The 25,415-nt window shown below is 72.5% G+C and carries 20 protein-coding genes, 2 pseudogenes and 1 riboswitch; of the genes and pseudogenes, 13 read left to right on the top strand and 9 right to left on the bottom strand.

The genetic code is table 11. The features are described 5' to 3' along the window. Positions 1 to 23: 23 nt before the first annotated feature. Positions 24 to 1,220 carry an ornithine--oxo-acid transaminase gene (gene rocD, locus M1O15_RS07140; protein WP_248632542.1) on the bottom strand — a complete coding sequence of 399 codons (1,197 nt, stop codon included), beginning with the start codon at positions 1,218 to 1,220 and terminating at the stop codon, positions 24 to 26. Positions 1,221 to 1,527: 307 nt separating this feature from the next. After that, on the bottom strand, positions 1,528 to 2,025 hold the full coding sequence (locus M1O15_RS07135) for a hypothetical protein (protein ID WP_248632396.1): 498 nt from the start codon (positions 2,023 to 2,025) through the stop codon (positions 1,528 to 1,530). Between the two features lie 107 nt (positions 2,026 to 2,132). Beyond that, positions 2,133 to 2,222: riboswitch (ZMP/ZTP riboswitch) on the top strand. Positions 2,223 to 2,254: 32 nt separating this feature from the next. Here M1O15_RS07135 and glyA point away from each other — a divergent pair. From glyA to M1O15_RS07120, 3 genes are all read left to right on the top strand, one after another. Beyond that, entirely contained in the window at positions 2,255 to 3,553 is a 1,299-nt protein-coding gene (gene glyA, locus M1O15_RS07130) for a serine hydroxymethyltransferase (RefSeq protein WP_248632395.1), read from the top strand. A 76-nt stretch (positions 3,554 to 3,629) separates the two neighbouring features. Further along, positions 3,630 to 4,643, top strand: a complete 1,014-nt coding sequence (trpS, locus tag M1O15_RS07125) for a tryptophan--tRNA ligase (protein WP_248632394.1) — start codon at positions 3,630 to 3,632, stop codon at positions 4,641 to 4,643. 255 nt (positions 4,644 to 4,898) lie between these two features. Beyond that, positions 4,899 to 5,492 (top strand): 2'-5' RNA ligase family protein, encoded by a 594-nt coding sequence (locus M1O15_RS07120; RefSeq protein WP_248632393.1) that lies wholly within the window; start codon positions 4,899 to 4,901, stop codon positions 5,490 to 5,492. Positions 5,493 to 5,503: 11 nt separating this feature from the next. On the opposite strand, the gene dprE2 is transcribed toward M1O15_RS07120, so the two are convergent. Continuing rightward, positions 5,504 to 6,265, bottom strand: coding sequence for a decaprenylphospho-beta-D-erythro-pentofuranosid-2-ulose 2-reductase (gene dprE2 / locus M1O15_RS07115; RefSeq protein ID WP_248632392.1), 762 nt, complete (start codon positions 6,263 to 6,265; stop codon positions 5,504 to 5,506). Between the two features lie 55 nt (positions 6,266 to 6,320). Then, positions 6,321 to 7,739 carry a decaprenylphosphoryl-beta-D-ribose oxidase gene (gene dprE1, locus M1O15_RS07110; protein WP_248632391.1) on the bottom strand — a complete coding sequence of 473 codons (1,419 nt, stop codon included), beginning with the start codon at positions 7,737 to 7,739 and terminating at the stop codon, positions 6,321 to 6,323. An 881-nt stretch (positions 7,740 to 8,620) separates the two neighbouring features. Here dprE1 and M1O15_RS07105 point away from each other — a divergent pair. From M1O15_RS07105 to M1O15_RS07095, 3 genes are read left to right on the top strand one after another with little or no spacing between them, the layout of a single operon-like run. Next, the gene (locus tag M1O15_RS07105) at positions 8,621 to 9,604 is read left to right on the top strand and encodes a phosphatase PAP2 family protein (RefSeq protein WP_248632390.1); all 984 of its coding nucleotides are present in this window, start codon (positions 8,621 to 8,623) and stop codon (positions 9,602 to 9,604) included. Beyond that, positions 9,597 to 10,559 (top strand): decaprenyl-phosphate phosphoribosyltransferase, encoded by a 963-nt coding sequence (locus M1O15_RS07100; RefSeq protein WP_248632389.1) that lies wholly within the window; start codon positions 9,597 to 9,599, stop codon positions 10,557 to 10,559. Before M1O15_RS07105 ends, M1O15_RS07100 begins: the two co-directional genes overlap by 8 nt. Positions 10,560 to 10,608: 49 nt before the next feature. Beyond that, complete coding sequence (locus tag M1O15_RS07095) at positions 10,609 to 11,571, top strand: YihY/virulence factor BrkB family protein (RefSeq protein ID WP_248632388.1); 963 nt, start codon at positions 10,609 to 10,611, stop codon at positions 11,569 to 11,571. Here M1O15_RS07095 and M1O15_RS07090 read toward each other — a convergent pair. Beyond that, complete coding sequence (locus M1O15_RS07090; protein WP_372499388.1) at positions 11,513 to 12,799, bottom strand: D-alanyl-D-alanine carboxypeptidase family protein; 1,287 nt, start codon at positions 12,797 to 12,799, stop codon at positions 11,513 to 11,515. The genes M1O15_RS07095 and M1O15_RS07090 overlap by 59 nt on opposite strands. Positions 12,800 to 12,878: 79 nt before the next feature. Between M1O15_RS07090 and M1O15_RS31605 the strand changes: the two are divergent. The 3 genes and pseudogenes from M1O15_RS31605 to M1O15_RS07075 all read left to right on the top strand — a co-directional run. Then, a pseudogene (locus M1O15_RS31605) lies at positions 12,879 to 13,109 on the top strand (SCO4848 family membrane protein); the annotation flags it as partial. Between the two features lie 149 nt (positions 13,110 to 13,258). Next, positions 13,259 to 14,572 carry a metallophosphoesterase gene (locus M1O15_RS07080; RefSeq protein ID WP_248632385.1) on the top strand — a complete coding sequence of 438 codons (1,314 nt, stop codon included), beginning with the start codon at positions 13,259 to 13,261 and terminating at the stop codon, positions 14,570 to 14,572. A gap of 52 nt (positions 14,573 to 14,624) precedes the next feature. Continuing rightward, entirely contained in the window at positions 14,625 to 15,503 is an 879-nt protein-coding gene (locus M1O15_RS07075; RefSeq protein ID WP_248632384.1) for a PhzF family phenazine biosynthesis protein, read from the top strand. Between the two features lie 1,410 nt (positions 15,504 to 16,913). Here the strand turns inward: M1O15_RS07075 and M1O15_RS07070 are convergent. After that, a complete protein-coding gene (locus tag M1O15_RS07070) occupies positions 16,914 to 20,069 on the bottom strand; it encodes an RHS repeat-associated core domain-containing protein (protein ID WP_308282244.1) in 3,156 nt (1,051 codons plus the stop codon). A gap of 494 nt (positions 20,070 to 20,563) precedes the next feature. On the opposite strand from M1O15_RS07070, the gene M1O15_RS07065 reads away from it, so the two are divergent. The 3 genes from M1O15_RS07065 (at position 20,564) to M1O15_RS07055 (ending at position 23,509) form a co-directional block, all read left to right on the top strand. Then, the gene (locus tag M1O15_RS07065; RefSeq protein WP_248632383.1) at positions 20,564 to 20,857 is read left to right on the top strand and encodes a hypothetical protein; all 294 of its coding nucleotides are present in this window, start codon (positions 20,564 to 20,566) and stop codon (positions 20,855 to 20,857) included. A 104-nt stretch (positions 20,858 to 20,961) separates the two neighbouring features. Continuing rightward, the gene (locus M1O15_RS07060) at positions 20,962 to 22,524 is read left to right on the top strand and encodes an ABC transporter substrate-binding protein (protein WP_248632382.1); all 1,563 of its coding nucleotides are present in this window, start codon (positions 20,962 to 20,964) and stop codon (positions 22,522 to 22,524) included. 190 nt (positions 22,525 to 22,714) lie between these two features. After that, positions 22,715 to 23,509 carry an SDR family oxidoreductase gene (locus M1O15_RS07055; protein ID WP_248632381.1) on the top strand — a complete coding sequence of 265 codons (795 nt, stop codon included), beginning with the start codon at positions 22,715 to 22,717 and terminating at the stop codon, positions 23,507 to 23,509. 68 nt (positions 23,510 to 23,577) lie between these two features. On the opposite strand, the gene M1O15_RS07050 is transcribed toward M1O15_RS07055, so the two are convergent. The 3 genes and pseudogenes from M1O15_RS07050 to M1O15_RS07040 form a co-directional block, all read right to left on the bottom strand. Next, the gene (locus M1O15_RS07050) at positions 23,578 to 23,796 is read right to left on the bottom strand and encodes a DUF397 domain-containing protein (RefSeq protein WP_248632541.1); all 219 of its coding nucleotides are present in this window, start codon (positions 23,794 to 23,796) and stop codon (positions 23,578 to 23,580) included. Beyond that, positions 23,782 to 23,955: pseudogene (locus tag M1O15_RS07045) on the bottom strand (DUF397 domain-containing protein); the annotation flags it as partial. The gene M1O15_RS07050 and the pseudogene M1O15_RS07045, both read right to left, overlap by 15 nt. Next, positions 23,952 to 24,749, bottom strand: coding sequence for a helix-turn-helix domain-containing protein (locus M1O15_RS07040; RefSeq protein WP_308282242.1), 798 nt, complete (start codon positions 24,747 to 24,749; stop codon positions 23,952 to 23,954). The pseudogene M1O15_RS07045 and the gene M1O15_RS07040, both read right to left, overlap by 4 nt. 177 nt (positions 24,750 to 24,926) lie before the next feature. Here M1O15_RS07040 and M1O15_RS07035 point away from each other — a divergent pair, with 177 nt between their 5' ends. Beyond that, positions 24,927 to 25,352, top strand: coding sequence for an ATP-binding protein (locus M1O15_RS07035; protein WP_248632539.1), 426 nt, complete (start codon positions 24,927 to 24,929; stop codon positions 25,350 to 25,352). Positions 25,353 to 25,415 lie beyond the last annotated feature (63 nt).

Raw genomic sequence — 25,415 nt, 5'->3', positions numbered from 1 at the left:
CCCCAGGAGGAGCGGCGGGCGGCTCAGCGCGCGGCGGCGTCCGCGAGCACCTGGCGCAGCTGCTCCAGCCCCCAGTCCAGGTCCTCCTTGGAGATCACCAGCGGCGGGGCGATCCGGAGGGTGGAGCCATGGGTGTCCTTCACCAGCACCCCGCGCTCCATCAGCCGCTCGGACACCTCCCGGCCGCTGCCCAGACCCGGCACCACGTCCACACCGGCCCACAGGCCCCGGCCGCGCACCGCCGCCACCGTGCCGTCGGCGACCATCAGCCCCAGCTCCTGGTGCAGATGGTCGCCCAGCTCGGCGGCGCGCTCCTGGTACTCGCCGGTGCGCAGCATCGCCAGCACCTCCAGCGCCACCGCGCAGGCCAGCGGGTTCCCGCCGAAGGTCGAGCCGTGCTCGCCCGGCCGGTGCACACCCAGCACCTCCGCGCTGGACACCACCGCCGAGACCGGCACCACCCCGCCGCCCAGCGCCTTACCGAGCAGGTACATGTCCGGGACGACACCCTCGTGCTCGCAGGCGAAGCTCCGCCCGGTGCGGCCCAGCCCGGACTGGATCTCGTCCGCGACGAACAGCACCCCGCGGCGCCGGGTCAGCTCCCGTACCGCCGGAAGGTAGCCGGGCGGCGGCACCAGCACGCCCGCCTCGCCCTGGATCGGCTCCAGCAGCACGGCCACCGTTTCCTCGGTGATCGCGGCCTCCAGCGCCGCCAGGTCCCCGTACGGGACGACGTCGAAGCCGGGCGTGTAGGGGCCGTGGTGCTCCCGGGCCTCCGGGTCGGTGGAGAAGCTGACGATGGTGGTGGTACGGCCGTGGAAGTTGCCGTCCGCGACGACGATCCGCGCCCGCCCGTCCGGCACGCCCTTGACCCGGTAGCCCCACTTGCGGGCGGTCTTGACCGCGGTCTCCACCGCCTCCGCCCCGGTGTTCATCGGCAGCACCATCTCCATGCCGCAGAACTCCGCCAGCCGCTCGCAGAACTCCGCGTACCGGTCGTGGTGGAACGCCCGGGAGGTCAGCGTCACCCGGTCCAGCTGCGCCTTGGCCGCGTCGATCAGCCGGCGGTTGCCGTGGCCGAAGTTGAGGGCCGAGTAGCCGGCCAGCATGTCCAGGTAGCGCCGCCCCTCGACATCCGTCATCCAGGCGCCGTCCGCCGTGGAGACGACGACCGGCAGCGGGTGGTAGTTGTGCGCGCCGTGCGCCTCGGCGGCGTCGATCGCCTCCCGGGTCGCCGCCCCGGCGGATGCGGTGCCCGCCTCGGTCGCCGGCTCGGTGTTCGGCTCGTCGTATGCGCTCGACACGGGGTCTCCGTCCTCTGTGCGGCCCGGGGCGGTGGTGGCGCCCCTTCCTATCGTCGCTCGCCTCACCCGCGGGGAAACCTCCCGTGCGGGCACGGAAACCTCCCCTGTGGGCGGGGAACTCACCGTACGCCGGAATCCTCCGCCTGTAATGGCCGGAAAGCGACCTCCCCGGCGGCCGGAAACCGATCGCAGGAGCACGCCCGCCTTCGTCCTCGCTCCTCGCTCAGCCCTCGGCGCGGCGGCGGACCGAGCCCAGCATGCGCCGGACCGCCACCCCGTGGCCGCCGGAGCCGATCACCAGGGCCCGGTACACCGCGCCCAGCGGGCCGGGGAACCGTGCGTAGGTCCGTACCGCCAGCACCGTCCCCGTCCCCTCTCCGCGCTCCGGGGAGAGGGCGAGCACCGCCGCGTACCGGGAGAAGAGGTGACGGCCCGTGAGCACCGCCCGCTCCGGCGGCACCGACAGCGCCACCCGGAAGCCGGGCAGCGCCGCACCCCGCGCGAGCGCACCGCCCGAGGAGCCGGCGGGCCTGGCGGAGGCGGGCTCGGCGCGGACCAGCCGGGCGTACGCGGCGGGGCCCGGGCCTCCGCGCTCCCCGAGCCAGCCGGCCAGCGCCGCCCACACCACCACCGGCCCGGCGGCGATCCGCACCCGCTGCTCGTCCACGAACGGCAGCCCGGGCGGGACGCCCGCCTCCGGGGGAGGGGTGGTGGGGCTCATGGCAGCGCCTTCCGTACGGAGTCGTCCAGGACGTGCGAGCGGGGCCGAGGCCACCGGCCCCTCCGACGGTAGCGCCACGCCCCGGGCGCCCTCCGGCTAGGGTGTGCGGTACGCGCGGCGACTGGCGTACGGGGAAGCGACCCCGGGGGAGCCGCGCGCGGCAGACCGTACGGGTGCCGCCCGCCTGGGCACCCCGGCTCGACCGTGCTGCCGCCCCCGGAGGGACGCCATGACCATCTCCGCCCCCGTACCCGTCGCCACCCCCGCTCCCGGGCGCCACCCGGCGCTCGCCGCCACCGACCCGGAGCTGGCCGCGCTGGTCGGCGCCGAGGAGCGGCTCCAGGCCGAGACGCTGCGCCTGATCCCCAGCGAGAACTACGTCTCCGCCGCCGTGCTGGAGGCCTCCGGCACCGTCCTCCAGAACAAGTACAGCGAGGGCTACCCCGGCCGCCGCTACTACGAGGGCCAGCAGGTCATCGACCAGGTGGAGCGGCTGGCCGGCGACCGGGCCCGGGCGCTGTTCGGCGCCGACCACGCCAACGTCCAGCCGTACTCCGGCTCGCCCGCCAACCTCGCCGTCTACCTGGCGTTCGCCCAGCCCGGCGACACCGTGATGGGCATGGCCCTGCCGATGGGCGGCCACCTCACCCACGGCTGGGGCGTCTCGGCCACCGGCAGCTGGTTCCGCGGGGTGCAGTACGGGGTCCGCCGGGACGACGGGCTGATCGACTACGACCAGGTGCGCGACCTCGCCCTGAAGGAGCGGCCCAAGGTGCTCTTCTGCGGCGGCACCGCGCTGCCCCGCACCATCGACTTCGCCGCGTTCGCCCGGATCGCCGAGGAGGCCGGCGCGGTCCTGGTCGCCGACATCGCGCATATCGCCGGACTGGTCGCGGGCGGCGCCCACCCCTCCCCGGTGCCCTACGCCGACGTGGTGTCCACCACCACCCACAAGACCCTGCGCGGCCCGCGCGGCGCCATGCTGATGTGCCGCGAGGAGCACGCCCGGGCGATCGACAAGGCGGTCTTCCCGGGCCTCCAGGGCGGCCCGCACAACCAGACCACCGCCGCCATCGCGGTCGCCCTGCACGAGGCCGCCGCCCCCGACTTCCGCGCGTACGCCCACACCGTGGTCGCCAACGCCCGGGCGCTCGCCGACGGCCTGCTGGCCCGGGGCTTCGAGCTGGTCTCCGGCGGCACCGACAACCACCTGGTGCTGGTCGACCTCACCTCCCGGGACGTCCCCGGCAAGACCGCCGCCAAGGCGCTGGACCGGGCCGGCATCGTGGTGAACTACAACACGGTCCCGTTCGACCCCCGCAAGCCCTTCGACCCCTCCGGCATCCGGATCGGCACCCCCTCGCTCACCTCCCGGGGCCTGCTGCCGGAGCACATGGACGCGGTCGCCGGCTGGATCGACCGCTCCGTCACCGCCGCTCGCACCGGTGACGAGCCCGCGCTCGCCGCGGTCCGCGCCGAGGTCGCCGAGCTGATGGCCGCGTACCCGGCCCCGGGCCTGCCGGTGTGACACGCGCTGCCCCGGGGGGACCGTCCCCCGGGGCACCGTTCCCGAGCTGTCGGCGGCACCTGAGACAATGTGGGACATGGCCTCTGATCGTCCTCGTGTGCTCTCCGGGATCCAGCCCACCGCCGGCTCGTTCCACCTCGGCAACTACCTCGGCGCGGTCCGCCAGTGGGTGGCGCTCCAGGACACCCATGACGCGTTCTACTGCGTCGTGGACCTGCACGCGATCACCGTTCCGCAGGACCCGGCCGAGCTGCGCGCCAACACCCGGCTGGCCGCCGCCCAGCTGCTGGCCGCCGGACTCGACCCGGAGCGCTGCACCCTCTTCATCCAGAGCCATGTGCCCGAGCACGCCCAGCTCGGCTGGGTGATGAACTGCCTGACCGGCTTCGGCGAGGCCAGCCGGATGACCCAGTTCAAGGACAAGTCCGCCAAGCAGGGCGCCGACCGGACCACCGTCGGCCTCTTCACGTACCCGGTCCTCCAGGTCGCCGACATCCTGCTCTACCAGGCCGACCAGGTGCCGGTGGGCGAGGACCAGCGCCAGCACATCGAGCTGACCCGCGACCTCGCCGAGCGGTTCAACGGCCGCTACGGGCAGACCTTCACCCTGCCCGCGCCGTACATCCCCAAGGAGACGGCGAAGATCTACGACCTCCAGGACCCCTCGGTCAAGATGAGCAAGTCGGCCTCCACGCCCAAGGGCCTGGTCAACCTGCTGGACGAGCCCAAGGCCACCGCCAAGAAGGTGAAGAGCGCGGTCACCGACACCGACACGGTGATCCGCTTCGACCCGGTCGGCAAGCCGGGCGTCAGCAACCTGCTCACCATCATGTCCGTGCTCACCGGCTCCACCGTCGCCGCGCTGGAGAAGGAGTACGAGGGCAAGATGTACGGGGCGCTGAAGACCGATCTCGCCGAGGTGATGGTGGACTTCGTCACTCCGTTCAAGGACCGCACCCAGGAATACCTGGACGACCCCGAGACGCTGGACTCGATCCTGGCCAAGGGCGCGGAGAAGGCCCGGGCGGTGGCCGCCGAGACACTGGCCCAGACCTACGCCAGGGTGGGATTCCTGCCGGCCAAGCACTGAGCACCCGGCCGGGGCCGCCGGCGCACCCCCGTGGCCCTGGTCACTCGCTCCGGTGGCTCTGGTCAGCGGCGGGCGCACCCGCCACACTGACGACGGACCGACACGACGGAGACGGCACGGAAGCCGGCACGACAGCACGACGGAGACGGCACGGACACCGGCACGACAGCACGACGAAGCGACGACCACCGGGGAGGCGGCGGGCGGGACCGCCGCACCGGGACCAGCTGCGAGACGACCTGTGAGGAGTACGACGTGGGGACCGTAACGCTCGGCGTTTCGATCGCGGTCCCGGAGCCCTACGGCAGCCTGCTCCAGCAGCGGCGCGCGGGCTTCGGTGACCCCGCCGCGCACGCCATTCCCACCCATGTCACGCTGCTGCCGCCGACCGAGGTGGAGCCAGAGCGGCTGCCCGCCGTACGGGCGCACCTCGCCCGGGTGGCCGCGTCCGGCCGGGCGTTCCCCATGCGGCTGAGCGGCACCGGCACCTTCCGCCCGCTCTCCCCGGTCGTCTTCGTCCAGGTGGTGGAGGGCGCGGCGGCCTGCTCCTGGCTCCAGCAGCGGGTCCGGGACGCCTCCGGGCCCCTGGTGCGCGAGCTGGCCTTCCCGTACCACCCGCATGTCACGGTCGCCCACGGCATCTCCGAGGAGGGCATGGACCGGGCGTACGAGGAGCTGGCCGGCTTCGAGGCCGCCTGGAACGTCGGCTCCTTCGCGCTCTACGAGCAGGGCGCCGACCAGGTCTGGCGCAAGCTCTCCGACTACGAGTTCGGCGCCGGGCTGAACACCCCCGCGGTGCCCGCCCAGGGCGGCTCACCGATCGACGAGCGGGCCGCCTTCCGCCACTGACCCCCGTCCGGCTACAGGGGCAGCCGGCGGAACAGCGGCCGCGGCAGCTGGCGTACCGCCGCCATCACCGGCCGCAGCGCCCCCGGCACCCACACCGTCTCGGTGCGCCGGCGCAGCCCCAGCTCGATCGCGGTGGCCACCGCCTCCGGGGTGGTGGCCAGCGGCGCCGGTGTGAGCCCCGCCGTCATCCGGGTCCGGACGAAGCCGGGCCGCACCACCATCACATGCACCCCGGTCCCGTACAGCGCGTCCCCGAGGCCCTGGGCGAAGGCGTCCAGACCGGCCTTGCTGGACCCGTAGAGGAAGTTGGCCCGGCGGGCCCGCTCGGCCGCCACCGAGGAGAGCACCACCAGCGAGCCGTGCCCCTGCGCCTCCAGCGCCCCGGCGCACACCAGCCCGGCCGAGACGGCCCCGGTGTAGTTGGTCTGCGCCACCCGCACCGCGGCCGGCGGGTCGGTCTCGTCCCGCGCTTGGTCGCCGAGCACCCCGAAGGCGAGCAGCACCAGGTCGATGTCCCCCTCGGCGAACACCTTGCCCAGCGCCTCCTGGTGGCTCGCGGTGTCCAGCGCGTCGAAGTCCACCGTGCGCACCTCCTCCACCCGGGTCCGGCAGCGCAGCGCCTCGGCCGCCGAGTCCAGCCCGGGGGACGGACGGCCGGCCAGCCAGACCCGGCGGGTGCGGCGGGCGATCAGCCGGCGGGCGGTGGCGAGGCCGATCTCCGAGGTACCGCCGAGGACCAGCACCGACTGCGGCGCTCCGAACGCGTCTTTCACAACAGGCTCCAGGGATCAGCAGGGATCGGCAGGGATCGGCAGGGATCGGCAGGGATCAGAGGGAGAGGCGGCGGGCGAGGTCCGAGGTGAACACCCCGCGCGGGTCGAGTGCGGCGCGCAGCGCTCGGAAGTCCGCCAGCCGCGGGTACATCGCGGCCAGCGCGTCCGGCCGCAACCGGGAGTCCTTGGCGAGGTAGACCCGGCCGCCGGCGTCCGCGACCTCCTCGTCCAGCTCGTCCAGGAAGGCGCCCAGGCCGCTCAGCCCGGCCGGGATGTCCAGGGCCAGGGTCCAGCCCGGCATGGGGAACGACAGCCAGCCTGGGTCGCCCGCGCCGAACCGCTTGAGCACCGCCAGGAAGGACGGGCAGCCGCGCCGGGCGATCCGCCGCACCACCCGGCGCAGGGTCTCCTCCCGGCCGTGCCCCACCACCAGCTGGTACTGCACGAAGCCGCCCCGGCCGTAGACCCGGTTCCAGTGCGGTACGCCGTCCAGCGGGTGGAAGAAGGAGGTCAGCCGCTGGAGCTCGCCGGTGCGGTGCCGGGGCGCCCGGCGGTACCAGGCCTCGTTGAACAGGCCCACCGTGGTCCGGGTGAGCAACCCCTCCGGCAGAAACGGGGGTGGAGCGGGCAGCCGGGCCGGGCGGAACGCCAGCGGATCGCGCCGACCGCGCCGACCGACTCGGGTTCGGCGCGGCAGCTCCGCGGCCCGGGCGTGGTCGCCGCGGGTGAGCACCGCCCGGCCGGTGGCCGCGCCGCGCGCCAGCAGGTCGATCCAGGCCACCGAGTAGCGGTAGCCGTCGTCGTTGGCGGTGAGCCGGGCCAGCAGGTCGTCCAGGTCGGTGGCGCGCTCGGTGTCCACCGACATCCAGGCGGTCTCCACCGGCACCAGCTGGATCTCGGCGGCCAGCACCACCCCGGTCAGCCCCATCCCGCCCGTGGTGGCGTCGAACAGGTCCGTGCCCGGCAGCACGGTCCGCACCGAGCCGTCCGCGGTAAGCAGGTCGAAGGCGCGCACATGGCGCCCGAAGGAGCCGGACACATGGTGGTTCTTGCCGTGCACATCCGCGCCGATGGCCCCGCCGACCGTCACATATCTCGTCCCCGGGGTGACCGGCACGAACCAGCCGAGCGGCAGCAGCACCTCCATCAGCCGGTGCAGGCTCACCCCGGCGTCGCACACCACGACCCCGGCCTCGGCGTCGATCGAGCGGATCCGGCCCAGCCCGGTCATGTCGATGACATCCCCGCCGGCGTTCTGCGCGGCGTCCCCGTACGCCCGGCCCAGCCCCCGGGCGATCCCGCCGCGCTCCCCGCAGCCCAGCACCGCGGCGGCCGCCTCCTGGTAGCTGCGCGGCCGCAGCACCCGGGACACGGTCGGCGCGGTGCGCCCCCAACCGGTCACCTGCCGTACCTCGTACGGCTCCGGCGGCTCGGGGGAGGAGGTGATGGGCGGGGCGGCGGGGGCGTCAGGCATGAGGGTGACGGTATCGCCGCATATGGGCGGTTCGGCCGCCCCCGCCGCCGTGTCGCCGGGTGCGGCCGGGGGCGGGGCCGACGGGCGCGGCCGGAGTAGCCCGGCTGACCGAAACGGGTGATGAAACGAGTGTCGTACGAGATTCCCGCGCGGGTGGGCCGAGCGGCGCGGCAGAGTCCCCCTGCGCGCGCCCCCCGACCGGGCCCGCGCACCGTACGCCTGAGGGACCCGCCGGTGTGCCGGTCCGGCAGGAACCGGTGCCGGTCCGGCAGGAACCGGTGCCGGTCCGGCAGCGGATCCGGCGGCGGTCCGGCAGTGGAACCGGTGGCGGCCTGGTGGTGGAACCGGCGGCGTCCCGGCGGTGGAAGGGGTGGCGGAGGATGCGGTACGCGGACGGGCACACCCGCCACGAGGACGGCCGGCCCCCGTCCGGCGACCCCCCGGGCCGCCCCTGCGCGGGCTGCGGCCCGGCGGACCCGGTCTTCCACCCGATGCCGCCGGTGCCGCCGGTGCGGCCGGTGCCGCCGGTGCCGCCGGCTTCCGCGAGTCGGCCGCACCCGCCCGAGCTGCCCGAGCCCGGGGCCGGGGCTGTACGCCCGCCCGATCCCGTACCGGTGACCGGTCCCGTATGTGCGCCCGAGGCGGGGGCCGGGGCCGGGGCTGTAGCCCGTAACGGGCCCGGGGCCGTATGGCCGCCTGATGCCGTACCGGTGCCTGATGCCGTATGCCCGCCCGACGCCGTACGGCCGCCCGACGCAGTACGGCCGACCGGCGGCGGAGCCGCAGCGGGTGCCGTGCGCCCGTCCGGGGCCCCCTCTCGTACCGGCACCGGGGCCGCGGCTGACGCCTGGTCCGTCCGCCACCACCCGGCGCCCGCGCCCATGGCCGCGTCGCGGCACGCGCTGCTCGGGGCGGACCAGTGGGTGCTGGCGGCGTTCCGCCGGTCGGGGGTGCGGTGGCCCGGGGTCGGGCGGGCCGCGCGGGGGCTGTCGCTGGCCGGGGAGCACGCCGCGCTGTGGGTCGCCGCCGGACTGGCGGGCGCCGTGGCCGACCCGGCCCGGCGCCGGGAGTGGCTGCGGGCCACCGCCGTCACCTGCGCCGCCCACCTGGCAAGCTCCGCCACCAAACAAGCCATCCGCCGCCCCCGCCCGGTAAGCCCCCAAGGCACCACACCCGCCCCCGGCCGCCGCTCGGTAGGCGCCCCCGCCTCCGCCGCGCCCACCCCCGGCACTCCGCCGGCTCCCGGCCCCTGCCCGGTGGGCACCGCGCCCACCCCCAGCACCCCGCTGGCTCCCGGCACCCACCCGATGGGCGCTCCCGGCACCCCGGCACCACCGCCCCCCGACCGCCGCCCGGTAGGCACCCCACCCACCCCCGGCTCCCCGCCGACTCCCGGCCCTAGCCCGGTGGGCACCGCACCCGCCCCCGGCACCCGCCCGTTGGGCGCCCCCGCCTCCGCCGCGCCCACCCCCGGCACCCCGCCGACTCCCGGCACCCACCCGATGGGCACCCCCGGCACCCCGACACCACCGCCCCCCGGCCCCCGCCCGGTAGGCACCCCCGGCACCCCATCCGCCCCCGGCCCCCGCCCGGTAGGCACCCCCGGCGCCGCTCCGCCCCCCGGCCTCCGGTCGACGGGCACTCTCGGTCGCTACTCCTTCCCCAGCTCGCATGCCGCCTCCTCGGTCGCCGCCGCGGTGGCCTTCGGGGCGGTGCGGGCGGGGGCGGGGCGGGTGGCCGGGGCGGTGGCGGCGGCGATGTGCCTGGCCCGGCTGGTGACGGGCGCCCACCACCCGACCGACGTGGCCGCCGGGGCGCTGCTCGGTGCGGTGGTGGCCCGGCGGCACCTCCACCGCCATGGCTGAGCCCACCACGCTGACCGCCGGGCCCGGCCCGGCCCCCGCGGCCCGCCGCCTCTCCGCGTACGCGCACACCGCCCGGCTCGCCCGGGGACTGCTGCGCACCGCCCGGCCCCGGCAGTGGGTGAAGAACCTCCTGGTGGTCGCCGCCCCGGCCGCCGCCGGGCAGCTCGCCGACCGCCACACCCTGCTCCGGCTCGCGGTGGTCTGCGCCCTGTTCACGGCCGCCTCCGCCGCGGTCTACCTGGTCAACGACGCCCGGGACGCGGAGGCCGACCGGGCGCACCCGGTCAAACGGCTGCGCCCGGTCGCCGCCGGCGAGGTCCCGGCGCCGCTCGCGTACACCACCGGCGCGCTGCTCGCGGGCGCCGCCGTCACCGGGGCGGCGCTCGCCTGCACCCCGATGACGGCCGTGCTGATCGCCGCGTACCTCGCCATGCAGCTCGCCTACTGCCTGCGCCTCAAGCATGTCCTGGTGGTCGACCTGGCCGTCGTCGCCACCGGTTTCCTGATGCGGGCCATGGTCGGTGGAGTGGCGCTGGACATCCCCCTCTCCCGCTGGTTCCTGCTCACCACCGCCTTCGGCGCGCTGTTCATGGTGGCCGCCAAGCGCTACTCCGAGGCCGTCCAGCCCACCGGGCGGGACGGGCGCACCCGGGCGCTGCTCACCGAGTACACCGCCGGCTACCTCCGCTTCGTCTGGCAGCTCGCGGCCGGCGGCGCGGTGCTCGGCTACTGCCTCTGGGCGCTGGAGGGCGGCGGCAGCGCCACCGGCGGGGCACTGCTGCCCTGGCGCCAGCTCTCCATGGCCGCCTTCATCCTCGGCGTGCTGCGGTACGCGGTCTTCGCCGACCGGGGCACCGCGGGCGCCCCGGAGGACGTGGTGCTGCGGGACCGGCCGCTGGCCGTGATCGGACTGGCCTGGCTTGCGGTGTACGCGCTCGCGGTGACCGGCCTGTGACCACCGCGTTTCCCCTTTCGAGTGGGCGAGGGCGGGTAGGGGGAGCCCCATGGACTGGCTGACCAAGCTCCCCGTCGTCGGGCCGTACGCCGCCCGGCTGATGCGCACCCACGCCTGGCGCTCGTACGAGACCCTGGAACGCGCCCACTGGACCCGGTTGGCCGCCGCCATCACCTTCATCAGCTTCCTGGCGCTGTTCCCGCTGATCACGGTGTCCGCCGCGGTCGGCGCCGCACTGCTCAGCCACCAGCAGGTGCGCACCCTGGAGGGCAAGCTCAGCGAGCAGGTGCCGGGCATCTCCGACCAGCTCGACCTGAACTCGCTGATCGCCAACGCCGGCACCGTCGGCCTCGTCGGCGGCGCCCTGCTCCTCTTCACCGGCATCGGCTGGATCGGCTCCATGCGCGACTGCCTGCGCGCGGTGTGGGAGTGCGACGACGCCGACCTGGGCAACCCGATCGTCCGCAAGGCCAAGGACGGGGTGGTGCTGGCCGGGCTGGGCGCGGCCGGGCTGGCCTCCTTCGCCGTCTCCGGTTTCGGCTCGACCGCCGTGGGCTGGACCGCCGACCGGCTCGGCATCCCGTCCAGCGGCGCCGGGGCCGTACTGCTCCAGCTCGGCGCGCTCGCCCTCGCCGTGCTCGCCGACTTCCTGCTCCTGCTGTACGTGCTGACGCTGCTGCCGGGCGTGCACCCGCCGCGCCGCCGGCTGGTGGTGGCGGCGCTGCTCGGCGCGGTCGGCTTCGAGGCGCTGAAGCTGCTGCTCGGCGGCTATATGAGCGGGGTGGCGGGGAAGTCGATGTACGGCGCCTTCGGGGTGCCGGTCGCGCTGCTGCTGTGGATCAACTTCACCGCCAAGCTGCTGCTGTTCTGCTCCGCCTGGACGGCCACCGGCTCCAAGAGCGAGCTGGACGAGCGATCCGCGGCCGACGAGGAGCGGAACGGCGACCCGGGGTCTACGCCTGGGGCGAGCGCCGACGGCGGACCAGGTCCGGCAGCGGCCATCGCCGGTTGACCAGGAGCACCCCGCCGACCAGCAGGGCCAGCGCCCCACCGGCCACCGCCAGCGCGGTCCCGGCTCCGTCCGCACCGCCACCGGCCGGCTGGGCGGCCGTCTTGTCCTCGCCCCCGTCCCCGGTGTCGCCCCGCCCCTCCACCGGGAGGTTGCCGCCGCTCTCACCGCCGCCCGGACGCGCCGACTTCGGCGCCACCAGCTCGCCCACCGGGTTCACCTTCCCGGCCGCCGAGAACCCCCAGTCGAGCAGCCGCCCGGCCTCCCGGTAGACGGCGTGGCTCTCCTTGGGGGACGGGTTCATCACCGTCACCAGCAGCACCCTGCCGTTCCGCTCGGCCACCCCGGTGAAGGTCTGGCCGGCGTGCGTGGTGTTGCCGTTCTTCACCCCCGCGATGCCCTGGTAGGCGGGCATGTCGAAGTCGCCGGTCAGCAGCTTGTTGGTGTTCTGGATCTCGAACGAGCCGCGCTTCCTGCCCTTCTTCGCCTCGGCGGGGAAGTTGGCCCGGGGCGTGGCCGCGTACTCCCGGAAGTCCTTCTTCTGCAGCCCGCTGCGGGCGATCAGGGTGAGGTCGTACGCGGAGGAGACCTGGCCCGGCTCGTCGTAGCCGTCCGGCGAGACCACATGGGTGTCCAGCGCCTGGAGCTCGGCGGCCCGCTCGTTCATCTCGGCCACGGTCTTCTTCACGCCGCCGTTCATCTCCGACAGCACATGCACCGCGTCGTTGCCCGACCTGAGGAACACCCCCAGCCACAGATCGTGGACGGTGTACCGCTGCTTCTCCTTGACCCCCACCAGGCTGGAGCCCGCGCCCAGAGTGGCCAGGTCGGACGGCTTCACCTGGTACGACTGGGTGCGCGGCAGCTTGGGCAGCAGGGTGTCGGCGAACAGCATCTTCATGGTGGAGGCGGGGGCCAGCCGCCAGTGCGCGTTGTTCGCGGCCAGGATCTGCCCGCTCTCCGCGTCCGCCACGATCCAGGACCGCCCGGTCACCTGCTTCGGGAGCACCGGCACCCCCGGCGTCAGATTGACCTGCACGCCCGGCCGCCCCAGCTTCATCCCGCCCAGGGTGGACATCCCGGCCGGCGGCTTGGGCTGCTTGTCCTCCGTGTCCGGCCCCGGCGCCGCGAACGCCGGCCCGGCCACCAGCACCGGCAGCAGCGCGGCCGACACCACCGCGGCCGCCGCGATCCTCTTACGGGCCGTCCGGCCCCCGGCTATCCGAGCCATCGGTATCGCCTCCTCGCCCTCCACCGCGGCCGCCGCACCCCGCCCCAGCCGGTCCACCGGAGCGGGCGATACTGGATCCATGAAGCTCAGCCGCCGCGCCTCCTGGTTCCTGCTCGCCTTCGGGGTGTGGAGCTGGTTCATCTGGATCACTTTCGTCAAGAATCTCTGGAACGACGGGAGCGGACTGGCCTTCGACGACGCCGGCGACCCCACCCCCTACTTCTGGGTCCACCTGCTGCTGGCCATCACGTCCTTTGTTCTGGGGACGGTTGTGGGTGCCATCGGGTTGCGCGGTGTCCGCGCCTCCCGCGCGGGGGACGGGGCGGCCGGTGCCGGTGACGGGGTGGTCGGTGCCGCTGACGGGGTGGCCGGGAACCATCCTCCCCGACGGCCCGTTCAGCCGACCGACGCCTCCGACCACCGATCGGTGGAGAGGCAGGGATAGGGGAGTCCGGGTCCGTGCTGCTCGCTGTGCTGCTGCTCGTCGTCGTCATCGCCCTTCTCGCGGGGGTCCACTGGTACGTCTGGCGGCGCCTGGTCCGTGATGTGACGGTACGCGGCAGCCTGGCGCGGCGCGCGGGGACCACCGCCATCGTGGTGCTCCCGCTGCTGTCCTTCGCCGCGCTGGCGGCGGGCCGCGCGGGGGTGCCCTTCACCCTCCAGCGGATCCTGGCCTGGCCCGGCTTCCTCTGGCTGGCGCTGCTGCTCTACGTGGTGCTCGCCCTCCTCGTCGGCGAGGCGGTGCGCCCCCTGCTGCGGCGTGTCCTGGAGCGCCGCGCCGCCACCAGGGCCCCGGCCGCCCCGGCCTCCGAGACCCCGGCCGACCCCGTCCCCGCCGGTGCGGCCCTCGACGCGGGCACCCGTACCGATCCGGCCGCCGTGCCCGGTCCCGCGGACACCCTCGCGGACACGGCTGCCGAAGCCCCCTCCGCGGCCTCCCCCTCCGCCGTCTCCCGCCGCCTCTTCGTCTCCCGGATCGTGGGCGGCACCGCCGCGGCCGCCGCCGTGGGGACCGTCGGCTACGGCAGCTACGGGGTGCTGCGCGGGCCCCGGGTCAAGCGGGTGACCGTGCCGCTGGCCAGGCTGGGCCGGGCCGCGCACGGCTACCGGATCGCCGTGGTCAGCGACATCCACCTGGGCCCGATCCTGGGCCGGGCGCACACCCAGCGGATCGTGGACACGATCAACGCCACCCAGCCGGATCTGGTGGCCGTGGTCGGCGACCTGGTGGACGGCAGCGTCGCCGACCTCGGCCCCGCCGCCGAACCACTCGCCCAGCTACAAGCCCGACACGGTTCCTTCTTCGTCACCGGCAACCACGAGTATTTCTCCGGTGCCACCGAATGGGTGGACCACGTCCGCGAACTGGGCCTGCGCCCCCTCCAGAACGAGCGCGTCGAGATGGCCGGCTTCGACCTGGCCGGAGTCAACGACCCCGCGGGCGAGACCGAGAACGACGGCCCCGACTTCGGTGCCGCCCTCGGCGACCGGGACCGGACCCGTACCTCCGTGCTCCTCGCCCACCAGCCGATCGTCATCGACGAGGCGGTACGCCACGGGGTGGACCTCCAGCTCTCCGGCCACACCCACGGCGGCCAGCTCTGGCCCGGCAACCTCCTCGCCGAGCTGGCCAACCCCACCGTCGCCGGCCTTGAGCGCTACGGCGACACCCAGCTCTACGTCTCCCGGGGCGCCGGCGCCTGGGGCCCACCCGTCCGCGTCGGCGCGCCGTCCGACATCACCCTCGTCCAGCTCGCCTCCCGCCAGGCCTGAGCCCCGGCCTTCCGCCGGAATAGTCCCTGACGCACCCCGCGTTGCCGCGATCATGACGACGAACGGACCGCGCCCCGAAATCCTGCGCTACACCGCCTTCTCCGGCTCCCCCGACGGCGGCAACCCCGCCGGAGTGGTCCTGGACGCCACCGGCCTGGACGACGGCGACATGCTGGCGATCGCCGCCGAGCTCGGGTACTCGGAGTCCGCGTTCCTGACCGCGCCCCCCGAGGGCCTCGGCGGCGGCGAGGACGGGCGGGCGTACCGCATCCGCTACTTCAGCCCCAAGGCCGAGGTGCCGTTCTGCGGCCACGCCACCGTGGCGACCGCCATCGCCCTCGCCGAGCGGACCGGTCCCGGGAAGCTGGTGTTCGCCACCCGCGCCGGCACCGTCCCGGTGGAGGTGGCCGAGGAGGGCGGGACCGTGCGGGCCACCCTCACCAGCGTCGAGCCGCACACAGCCCCCATCACCGACGCCGACCTCACCGAAACGCTTGCCGCGCTCGACTGGCCGTCCGTCGATCTCGACCCGGCCTTCCCGCCCCGTATCGCCTTCGCCGGCGCCCGCCACCTCGTCCTCGCGGCGGCCACCCGCGCCCGTCTCGCCGACCTGGCCTATGACTTCGCCCGCCTGGAAGCCCTGATGCACCGCCTGGACCTGACCACGGTCCAGCTGGTGTGGCGGGAGTCGGCCACCGTCTTCCACGTCCGCGACCCGTTCCCCGTCGGCGGTGTCGTGGAGGACCCGGCCACCGGCGCCGCGGCCGCCGCCTTCGGCGCGTACGCCCGGGAGCTCGGCCTCGTCCCCGAGGACGCCGTCCTCAGCCTCCACCAGGGCGAGGACCTGGGCCGCCCCGGCGAACTCACCGTCACCCTCCGCCCGGGCGACCCCCGCGTGCACGTGAGCGGGACGGGGGCCCGCATCGGCTGAGGCGCCGACCGCGACTGACGCCGCCCCCTTCGTGCTCGGAGGTGCGGCGAACAGTTTCCGAACGAGTTCTTGCTCCCACCCAGTCAGTCAGCCCTTGCCGCGCAACAGAGCGATTGCTCCCACCAGGCAGACGGCTGCGACACCGAGGAAGACCGTGAGCAGTAGCCAATACTGGACCTCGGTGCCGTGAGGGAAGAGGGCCAGTGTGCCACTGCCGGCGGCTGTGAAGCCTGCTGCCGTAGTGCTCAGCATCAATTGCCTTTGTTGGGCGCCCACTGTGGAACATACCTCCTAGCGCAGGCTCGAGCCCTGCCGCCAGGCCACATAGGCAGCAACCGAGGTACGGGTCGGTTTCCGTGTCAGGGAATTCGGGCGACCAGAATTCCGGCGGCGATTACGGTGGCAATCGCTCCGCACATACTCACTCGTTCCTCGAAGGTCTCCGGTTAGGACGCTTTGGCAGTCTTACCTTCCACCATATGTCTGGTGTACTGAGTGTCAGGGTTCCGGCTATAAGGAACGCGATGGCGACGGCGTATCCTGCGGAGGTCATATCTGTCCGATCTTGCCAGGCAGCAAGCCCTCTGCCCGGGCGACCTGCGCGTGCACGTGAGCGGGACGGGGGCCGTATCGGCTGAGGCACCGCCATGACTGACGCCGCACCCCCTGTTCTGCGCGGGGGTGCGGCGCACAGTTCGTCGCCTTGGCTCCGGTTTGGCCTGGCTGCGGTCCTCCTGAGCACCGCGGAGGTGACTGGCGATTCGGCTATTCGGTGGATATGTATAGCCGGATAGCCGCTACGATCATGGCGCCCCATATGACTTCCGCAAGACCACGGTCGCCTCTCCAGAGGAAAGCGCCGCCCAGCAAGGTGCCACTGGGGATGGCTGCCATCATGAAGTGGATTTCCCGTGCGGAATTTATCTTGACCGCCTTTATAGCGCTTCCGTGCGGGGTCGATTTAGCCATGTAGAGCAAGGTGCAGAAAGCAAGGAGCAGGCCTGTCACTAGCCAGTAACTCACTCTTTGCGTTATTGCAGCCAATGCTAGAGAGCCGCAGAGAAGTACTAGCGCGCACGCGAGTCCGGCAGTAAGTCGCCCAGGTGATCCTGCGTGTGCTTCCTGGCTCACTTGTTTCCTTCCTGACTGCCAGCGGGAGTCGATTTTTATCGCCTTCCGCTGGTGTGGGGTCAGATCTCGAATTTTTTGCGCAAATTCGAGTTGTCGATCGGGCTAATAGTCGACGTGTGTGGCAACTCCTAGAAATTGCGCCCTACTGTGAATCCCACTCCGAGGGCAAACCCGCCGGCGGCACCTACTGGTCCGCCTATGCCGCCGATAGTGGTAGTACCGGCAATGATGGTGAAGTCGGATTCGTCTTTCGTGTTTTCTTCCAGCCAGTCGCATGGGCTATCGAGCCAGGACGGACATCTGTGCAATCCGGTCAGGTCCGTGTTGTTGACCGGGTCGCCCCCCCGCGTACAGGTACGGGTTGGTCTCCTGGCCTGAGGGGTCGGGCTGGGTGAAGCGGCCGAGGGTGGGGTCGTAGTAGCGGGCGCCCATCTTGTAGAGACCGGTGGGGTCGAGGTAGGCGCCGGCGTAGCGGTAGGGCTGGGGGACCGTCTCGGTGGTGGTGCCGGGGCGGCCGTAGGCGGTGTACGAGTAGGTGTGGGTGCGCTTGCCGGTGTCGTCGACCAGGCCGAGGACGTTGCCGGTGGCGTCGGTCAGGTAGTAGTGGGACTTCCCCCCGGTCCGCATGGAGTTGAGGGTGCCCGCCGGTTCGCGGATGAATCCGGTGTCGGTCCCGGCGGTGGTGGTTCCGGTCAGGCCGAGGGCCGTGGTGTGGAACCAGGTGGTGCCGAGCTTGGTGCGCTCGTCGTTGTCGGTCCCGGCGTGCACGCCGTCGCGGGTGGTGCCGTCGGTGGTGATGGCCTTGAGCTGGCTGTGGTCGGTCCAGGCCTCACCGGTACGGGCGGTGCCGTCCTGCGGCGCGCCCGCGGTCTCGTTGCCGGACTTGTCGTAGGACCAGCCGGTGGTGGAGCCGTTCCGCGAGATCAGCTGGGAGGCGTCGTTGTAGGCGTAGCCGGCGGAGGGGAGGCAGGCGCCGCCGCTGTCGGTGAGGTTGCCGGCCTTGTCGTAGCAGAACTTCGTGAAGGTGGTCGGCTGGCCGGGCTTGACCGGCTGGACGTCGTGCAGGCGGCCCTGGCTGTCGTAGACGTACGTGGTGGTGGTCTGGACCGCCTTGTCGGTGCGGGTGCGGATCTTGGTGCCGTCGCTTTTGCCGTCGGTGCCGTACTTGTAGGTGTAGGCGAGGTCGACCAGGGTGGCCGAGCCGGCGACGGCCTTCACGGCCTCGGGGCGGCCGGAGGCGTCCAGGGTGACGGTCTGAGTGGTGCCGCCCGGGTACGTCGTCTTGGTGCGCTTGTCGTTGTTGTCGTAGTCGAAGTCGGTCTTCTTGCCGCCCGGGTCGGTGAGGTGGTCCAGGCGCCCGGCGGCGTCCCAGGTGTAGTCGGTCTTGCCGTTGGCGTCGGTGTACCAGTCGACGTCACCGCCCGGCGTGTACGCGAGGACGGTCTGCACACCGTTCTGCAGGGTGCGGGTGGACTCGCGGTTCAGCGCGTCGAAGGCCCAACCGGTCGTGCCCGAGGCGTCCTTGCGGGAGACGGTGTTGCCGTCGGCGTCATAGGCGTAGGTGACGGTCTGGGTGGTGGAGGACACCGAGACGACGCGGTCCCGGTTGTCGTAGTCGTACACGCTCTTGATGCCGCGGCCGTCGATGGCGGTCTCCAGCCGGCCGAGCGCGTCATAGGTGTAGGTGGTGACCCCGAGCGGGGTGGGCGGGGTGACCTTGGTCAGGTTGCCCTTGGCGTCGTACTGGAAGGACGTGGTCTTGCCGTTGGGGTCCTTGGCGGTGCAGCGCTGGCCCTCGAACCCGCCGCAGGTCGGGTTCGCCTTGTTGTAGGTGTAGGAGCGCTCACCGCCCTCGGCGCCGGTGGTGGCCACCGACAGCGTGTTCCCGGCCGCGTCGTAGGTGTACTTCTCCTTCTGCCCGTCGGCGTTGCTCATGTCGGAGGGCAGATCGGTACCGGCGATGGTCTGGTACTGGGCGGTGGCGTTGGCGCCGGTGGGCAGCTTGGCGGACGTGGGGTTGTTGCGGCTGTCCCAGCCGTAGGTGGTGACATTGCCGCCGGTGCCGCCGCTGCCGGTGCCCATGGCGTCGGTGGCGGTCTGCACCTGACGGTTGGTGTAGGTGCGGTGGCGGCTGTGGTTCAGCGGGTCGGTGACCTTGGTGATCTCGCCGTCGGCGTTGTGGATGTGGACGGTCTTGTCACCGTCCGGGTCGGTGGCCGTGGTGGTGCCCGCCGCCGACGGGGTCGAACCGGAGTACGCGTAGGTCCAGGTCGGCCCGGTACCGGCACCGGTGAGGCGCTGGAGCGAGCGGACCCGGTTCTGGGCGTCGTAGGTGAAGGCGGTGGCCCGGCCCTCGGGCGTGGTCACCTTCGTCAGCCGGCGCGAGGAGTCGTACTCATAGGTCGTCGCCTTGCCTGCGGTGTCGGTGCTCTTGGCGAGGTCGCCGGAGGAGTTCAGATCGAAGACGGCGGTCCGGCCGGTGTGGTCCTTGGCCTGCCACTGGTTGGCGTACGTCTTGACCAGGTCGATCCAGCGGCCGGAGCGGGTCTCGGTGAGCTTGAAGCCCTTGTGCTCGCTGCCCTCGTCATGCTGGTCGACGGTGATGGTGCCGTTGTTCTTGTCCGTGACCTTGGTCAGGGTGCCGTGGGTGTCGTAGGTGTCCTTGGACCCGGACGAGCGGGTGGTGAGGGTGTAGGTGCCGTCCGCGTTCTTCTTCAGGTCCTTGGAGTAGCCGGCCGGGGTGGTGAAGGTGCCGTCGGCCTTCTTGGCGAACCGGACCGCGTCCCCGGTGGCGTCGAAGAGCACCACCTCGTCCGTGTCCACCAGCAGATAGCGCTCCCAGCCCTGCCACCACCGCTGGGACACCTTGCCCCAGGGGGCGTCCAGGGAGTTGTACGTCCGGGTGAGCTGGAGCTTCTGCCCGACGCCCGCGATGTCGAAGTCGGTGGCCGCCAGCATCAGGTTGCCGTTCGACAGGTTCACCCGCGCCACCAGCGCGTCACTCAGCCGGGTGTCGGAGAACTGGTGCCAGGGCACCTGCCCCTGACCCTCCGGTACGTAGTCGGTGGTGGCGGCCTTGGCCGCGGACCGGGCGGTGGGCGCGGCGGATGCGGCGGTGCCGGTGGCGCGGGCCCGCTCGGCCGCCCGCCAGGCGGCCACCTCGGCGGAGCGCTCCGCCTCCGGCTCGGAGGCGGGTGCCGTGGTCGTCCCGGACGGCACCGCCGGCGCGGTCACCGGCTTGCCCGGTGTCGTCCACGGTGTCGTCGCCTCCGGCAGCTCCGGGTCCGGCCCCGGAGCCGCGTATGCCGGGGCCCCGGCCACCACCAGCGATACGGCGGTGATCGCGGCGGTCAGGCCGTAGCGGACGGTACGAGAGGTGCGGGCGGTTCCGCGGGCACGTCGAGGAGACGTGCCCGAAGCACGCGGATGCATCATTTCCCCCCAGGAAGATGCGCCTCAGTAACCCCAGCGGTCACCGGGCACCCACAAGGTGTCACGGGACCTCCACGGGGGCGGCTTGACTGCCCGTGATCCCCGAACATATGCGGTGCGGAATCAGCCCCGCCGTATAGGCCCGGGTTGGGGCGGCCAAGGCGTCCCAAAAGGGTCATAAGTTATCTTTCTGCCTCTGATGTGCCGGGTCTTCCCGCGCCCCGGAGGACGGTCGGGCACTTAGAATGGCGCGATCGACAGGTGTACGGCTGAACTGCTGCCGGGCGGCAGTATTTGCGATCTGTTCCAGTCTTCGTCCGGGCGGCGACTGCTTGGTGGAGTGGGCGGATTCGTGCCCTTTGGTGGGTTGAATTGCCCGTTTACAGCCTGTTCGTTCCGCCTTCGTGAATGTCCGGGAGGCCGCCCTCGCGGCGATCAGGACCAGCCAGAAGACGTTCACTTGGCGCACACAAACCGCACCTTTCTCGGGGGGAACGATGCGTACGCGTCTCTGGGTGGCCGCCACCCGCTGCACCGGTCGGCTGGTCTGCTGGTCGCTCGCGATCGCCATGGCCACCGGGGCGGTGGAGGCGAGTATCGCCCCCGACCCCGCCTGGTGGCGGAGTACGTGGCTGGTGCCCTGGTGGGCCACGCCCGCCGCCCTGCTGCTCTGGGCCCCGTTACGGGTCGCCGAGAAGCGGGCGGTACGGGCCGGCGGCACCGACAGTGAGTCGGCCGAGCCGGAGCCGGGCGGCCCGGACGATCGCACCGCCTACGACACGGCGGCGTGAAATCTACACCGGTGTACGGCAACGAAGTTGACCCTTCCACTATCGCAACCGCTGTGATTGGCTGATCGCGTCGCGGCGGGGGCGGGCGTGAAGGGGACACGGCGATGCGATCGGTGCGGCTCGGAACCCTGCTCGTCTGCGGCGCCCTGGTGGCCGGCGGGGTGGTGGCGGCCACCTGGCAGCTCTGGCCGCAGGACGCGACGCGGAGCGGACCGATCACCGTCGGCACCACCGACGAGGTCTCCTCCCTCGACCCGGCGGGCGCCTATGACGCGGGCTCCTGGGCGCTGTTCGGCAACGTCTACCAGTCCCTGCTGACCTTCACCTCCGGCTCCACGCTCCCCGTCCCGGACGCGGCCAAGCGCTGCGCGTTCACCGATACGGGGCTTCGGACCTACCGCTGCCGGTTACGTGACGGCCTCACCTTCGCCGACGGCCGCCCCGTCACCGGCGCCGACGTCAAGCACTCCTTCGACCGGCTGCGGGCCATCGCCTCCGATGTCGGCCCGGCACCGATCTTCGCCTCACTCCGCACGGTCGACGCCGCCGGGCCGGAGGTGACCTTCCACCTCGCCGCCCGGGACGCCACCTTCCCGCACAAGCTGGCCACCGGCGCCGGGGCCATCGTGGAGCGCGGCAGCTACCCCGCGAAGGCGCTGCGCAAGAGCGCCGGCATCAACGGCTCGGGCCCCTACCTCCTCACCGAGTACGAGCCCGGCAAGCGCGCCCGGCTGGAGCCCAACCCGCGCTATCAGGGCGCCGTTTCACGCCCCGGCGGCCCGGTCGAGATCCGCTACTTCAAGGAGTCCGCCGCGCTGGCCGCCGCCTGGAAGGAGCGCCGGGTCGACGTGGCCCACCGCCAGCTCCCGCCCCAGGAGCTGGCCGCGCTGGAGGACGGGGCCGAGGACGGCGCCACGATCACCCAGGCGGGCAGCGCCGAGACCCGCAACCTCGTCTTCAGCCTCCGCAAGGGCTCACCCGCCGCCGACCGGGCCGTACGCCGCGCCGTCGCCGCGCTGCTCGACCGCTCACGGATCGCCGCCGGGCCGTACCACTCCACCGTCGAACCGCTCTACTCGGTGATCCCGCGCGGTGTCCTCGGCCACAACAACGCCTTCCACGACGAGTATCCGGCCCCCTCCGCCGAGCGCGCGGCGCAACTGCTGCGGGACGCCGGGATCCCGACCCCTGTGCGGCTCACCTACGGCCACCGCAGCGGCGCCGCCTACGCCGAGGAGGCCGTCGAACTGCGCCGCCAGCTGGAGAACGGCGGGCTGTTCGAGCTCGACGTCGTCACGGCCGACTGGCAGGACTTCCAACGGGGTTACGCGGACGGGGCGTACGACATGTACGGCCTCGGCTGGCTCGCGGACTTCCCCGACCCGGACAGCTTCGCCCAGCCGCTGGTCGGCCGGGGCAGCACCCTGCGCAACGGCTACGCCAGCAAGCAGGTGGACCGCCTGATCGCCGCCACCCAGCAGTACGGCGACCGGGCCAAGTCCGTACGGGACTTCGGAGCCCTCCAGCGCGAGGTGGCCAAGGACGTACCGCTGCTGCCGCTCTGGCAGAACAAGGAGTACGTACTCAGCACGGAGGACGTCACCGGCGCCCAGTACCTCTCCGACGGCACCGGCATCTGGCGGCTGTGGGAACTGCGCTGGATCTAAGCACGCCCGACGCATACGAGAGGCCCCCGCCACCCTGGTCGGGCCTTACCCGGGCGGCCTGGGCGCCGAGTGACGGGCCCCCCGATCCGCTTGCTTGGAGCGCACTCCAGGGTCATAGCGTGGAGACAGCCGAACGGAATACCCAACGCGTCGACGCATCCTCCCGCACGACCGACTGGAAAGACGGCAAGTGGTGGACAAACAATTCACAACGCATGCAGGACTTTTCGATCTGCGCGGAAAGCGCGCTCTCGTCACCGGTGGCACACGAGGCATCGGAATGATGATCGCGCGTGGCCTTCTCCAGGCAGGCGCCCGCGTGGTCATCAGCTCACGCAGCGCGGAAGCGTGCGCTCAGGCGCAGGAACAGCTGTCCAGGTTCGGTGAGGTGCGGGCCATCCCCGCCGACCTGTCCCGCCACGAGGAGTGTCGGCGACTGTCCGACCTCGTCACCGCCGACTCGGAGCGTCTCGACATCCTCGTCAACAACGCGGGCGCCATGTGGGACGAGCCGCTGGAGACGTTCCCGGACGCGGCCTGGGACACTGTCGTCGACCTCAATCTGAAGTCGCCGTTCTGGCTGGTTCAGGCGCTGCTGCCGGCACTTCGCGGGGCGGGCACCGCCGACGATCCCGCGCGGATCATCAACATCGGCAGCATCGCCGCCATCCACATCCCCCAGCGGCCCAACTACTCGTACTCCAGCAGCAAGGCCGCACTGCATCAACTCACCAGGGTGCTCGCCAAGGAGCTGGGACCGCAGCACGTCACCGTGAACGCCGTGGCGCCGGGACCGTTCCCGTCGGCGATGATGGCTGCGACCCTCGACAAGCTCGGCGAGGCCATCGCGGCATCGGCCCCTCTACGCCGGATCGGCCGCGACGACGACATGGCGGGTGTTGCCGTGTTCCTCGCCAGCCGGGCAGGCGCCTACCTGACAGGCACCGTGATCCCCGTCGACGGCGGCATCGCCACCACCGCGTAGGCGAAGTGCAGGACGACGGAGCCCCGCCACCCGGACCGGCCGGGTGGCGGGGCCTCCTGCCTACTGACTCAGACCGCGCTGCGACGGGCGAACCCGATCAGCCCGGCCCACGCCTGCGGGCTCACCATCAGGGCAGGGCCCTCAGGCGTCTTGCTGTCCCGGACCGGGACGGTGCCGTGCTCGGCCGCGTACCCGGGGGCCCACTGAACGCACTGGCCGCCTTCCGGCCCGCTGTACGAGGACGAGACCCACCCGGTGACCTGCGTCCAGGCCTGCGGGCTCACCATCAGCGCGGGCCCGTCCGGGGCCTTGCTGTCCCGGATGGGGACAGTGCCGTGCTCGGCCGCGAATCCGGGGGCCCACTGGACGCACTGGCCGCCGTTAGGCTCGCTGTACGAGGACGAGACCCACCCGGTGACCTGCGGCGTACCGGCGTTGTCGGTCATTCTGTGTACTCCTTGAGCATCGACTTGATGCGTGCAACGGAAGCATCAGGGGACAGGGCGTCGGCCCGTAGTCGATGGTAAACCTGATGGGCATTCGCAACGGTTTTCGGGTCTTCGCTGAGTCGCCCTCCCAGCGGTCCGCCCTCGGACTGCACCACGGAGGGGCCGTCCTTGAAGGTCAGCACGGTGAACGGCGCTCCGGTGACCGGTGATCCTGCCGCGAACGGCAGTACCTGGAGCGTGACATGGGGCCCCGCCGCCTCCGCCACCAGCCGCTCCAACTGCGCGGCCATCACCTCCCGTCCGCCCACCTGCGTGTGCAGGCATGCCTCATGCAGCACGACCCACAGCAGGGGCGGCGAGGGCCGCTCCATCACCTCGTAACGCCTTATCCGTCCGGCGACCCGGCTCTCCAGCACCGCCTGCCCATCCCGAGGGTGATAGGCCCGCAGGGTCGCGCGGGCGTACTCCTCGGTCTGAAGCATGCCCATGATGAACATGGTGCTGTAGTCCAGGATTTCAGCGGCGCGAAGCTCCAGCTGGATGTACGGGGCGAACCAGCTCGGGTGGTCGCTGGCGAGCGCACGCCGTAACTGGCCGGTGAAAAGGGTGCCGGTGCCGAACGCCCGGTCGCAGCCCATCGCGAACTTGTCGCTGGGGATCAGCACGCCCTTCTCGACCTTGCAGACGTAGCTCTCCGAGTAGCCCGTCGCGACGCCCAGGCTCTTCAGCGTGAACTTGCGAGCGATCCGGACCTGCTGCACGTCGGCGACGAAGCTCTGCAAGGGGGTCAAGTCCGCTCGTGAGTCACCTTCTGTCATGCTCCCCGACCTTTCTGCTTCCGACCCGGTTCGCGGCATGGCGGAGCGGGCCCCTTGACGGCTGAAGCTCAAGCAGTCACAACGTACGACTTGCTGCGTTCATCTGGTCACCGAAGGCGACGGATTCCCACGAAAGGTGCGGTGATCGCAATGGTGTCCGAGGCGTTGGGGAGCGAGACGGTGCTTCCGCAGTGGACGCAGCGGTTCAGCTCGACCCCGAGGGGCGCGCGGCTCGCGCGGCGGATGGCGGTACTGGTGCTGCACGAGTGGGGCGTGCCGCACGATCACGACATCTCGGAGCGGGCCGCCCTGATCGTGGCCGAGCTGGCGGCGAACGCGGTCACCCATGGGCGGGTCGCGGGGCGGGACTTCGAGCTCCGGGTGACCACGCCGGAGGGGGCGATCCGGGTCGCGGTGTCGGACGCCCGCGAGGACCGGCTGCCGGTGGTCCGCTCCGGGCACGGGGAGGAGAGCGGGTACGGGCTGCACCTCATCGAGGCGCTGTCCGACCGGTGGGGCACGGCTCCCCGGGACGTCGGCAAGACGGTCTGGGCCGAGATCGTGCGGACCCTGTGATCGACCAGACGACCCGATCCACGCGGACCATGAGCTCGCGTCCGAGCATGCCCTCGCCGGCCG

The sequence above is a fragment of the Streptomyces lichenis genome (genome assembly GCF_023218175.1).
Taxonomy (GTDB): Bacteria; Actinomycetota; Actinomycetes; order Streptomycetales; family Streptomycetaceae; genus Streptomyces; species Streptomyces lichenis.
This window is presented reverse-complemented; position numbering and strand designations above follow the sequence as displayed.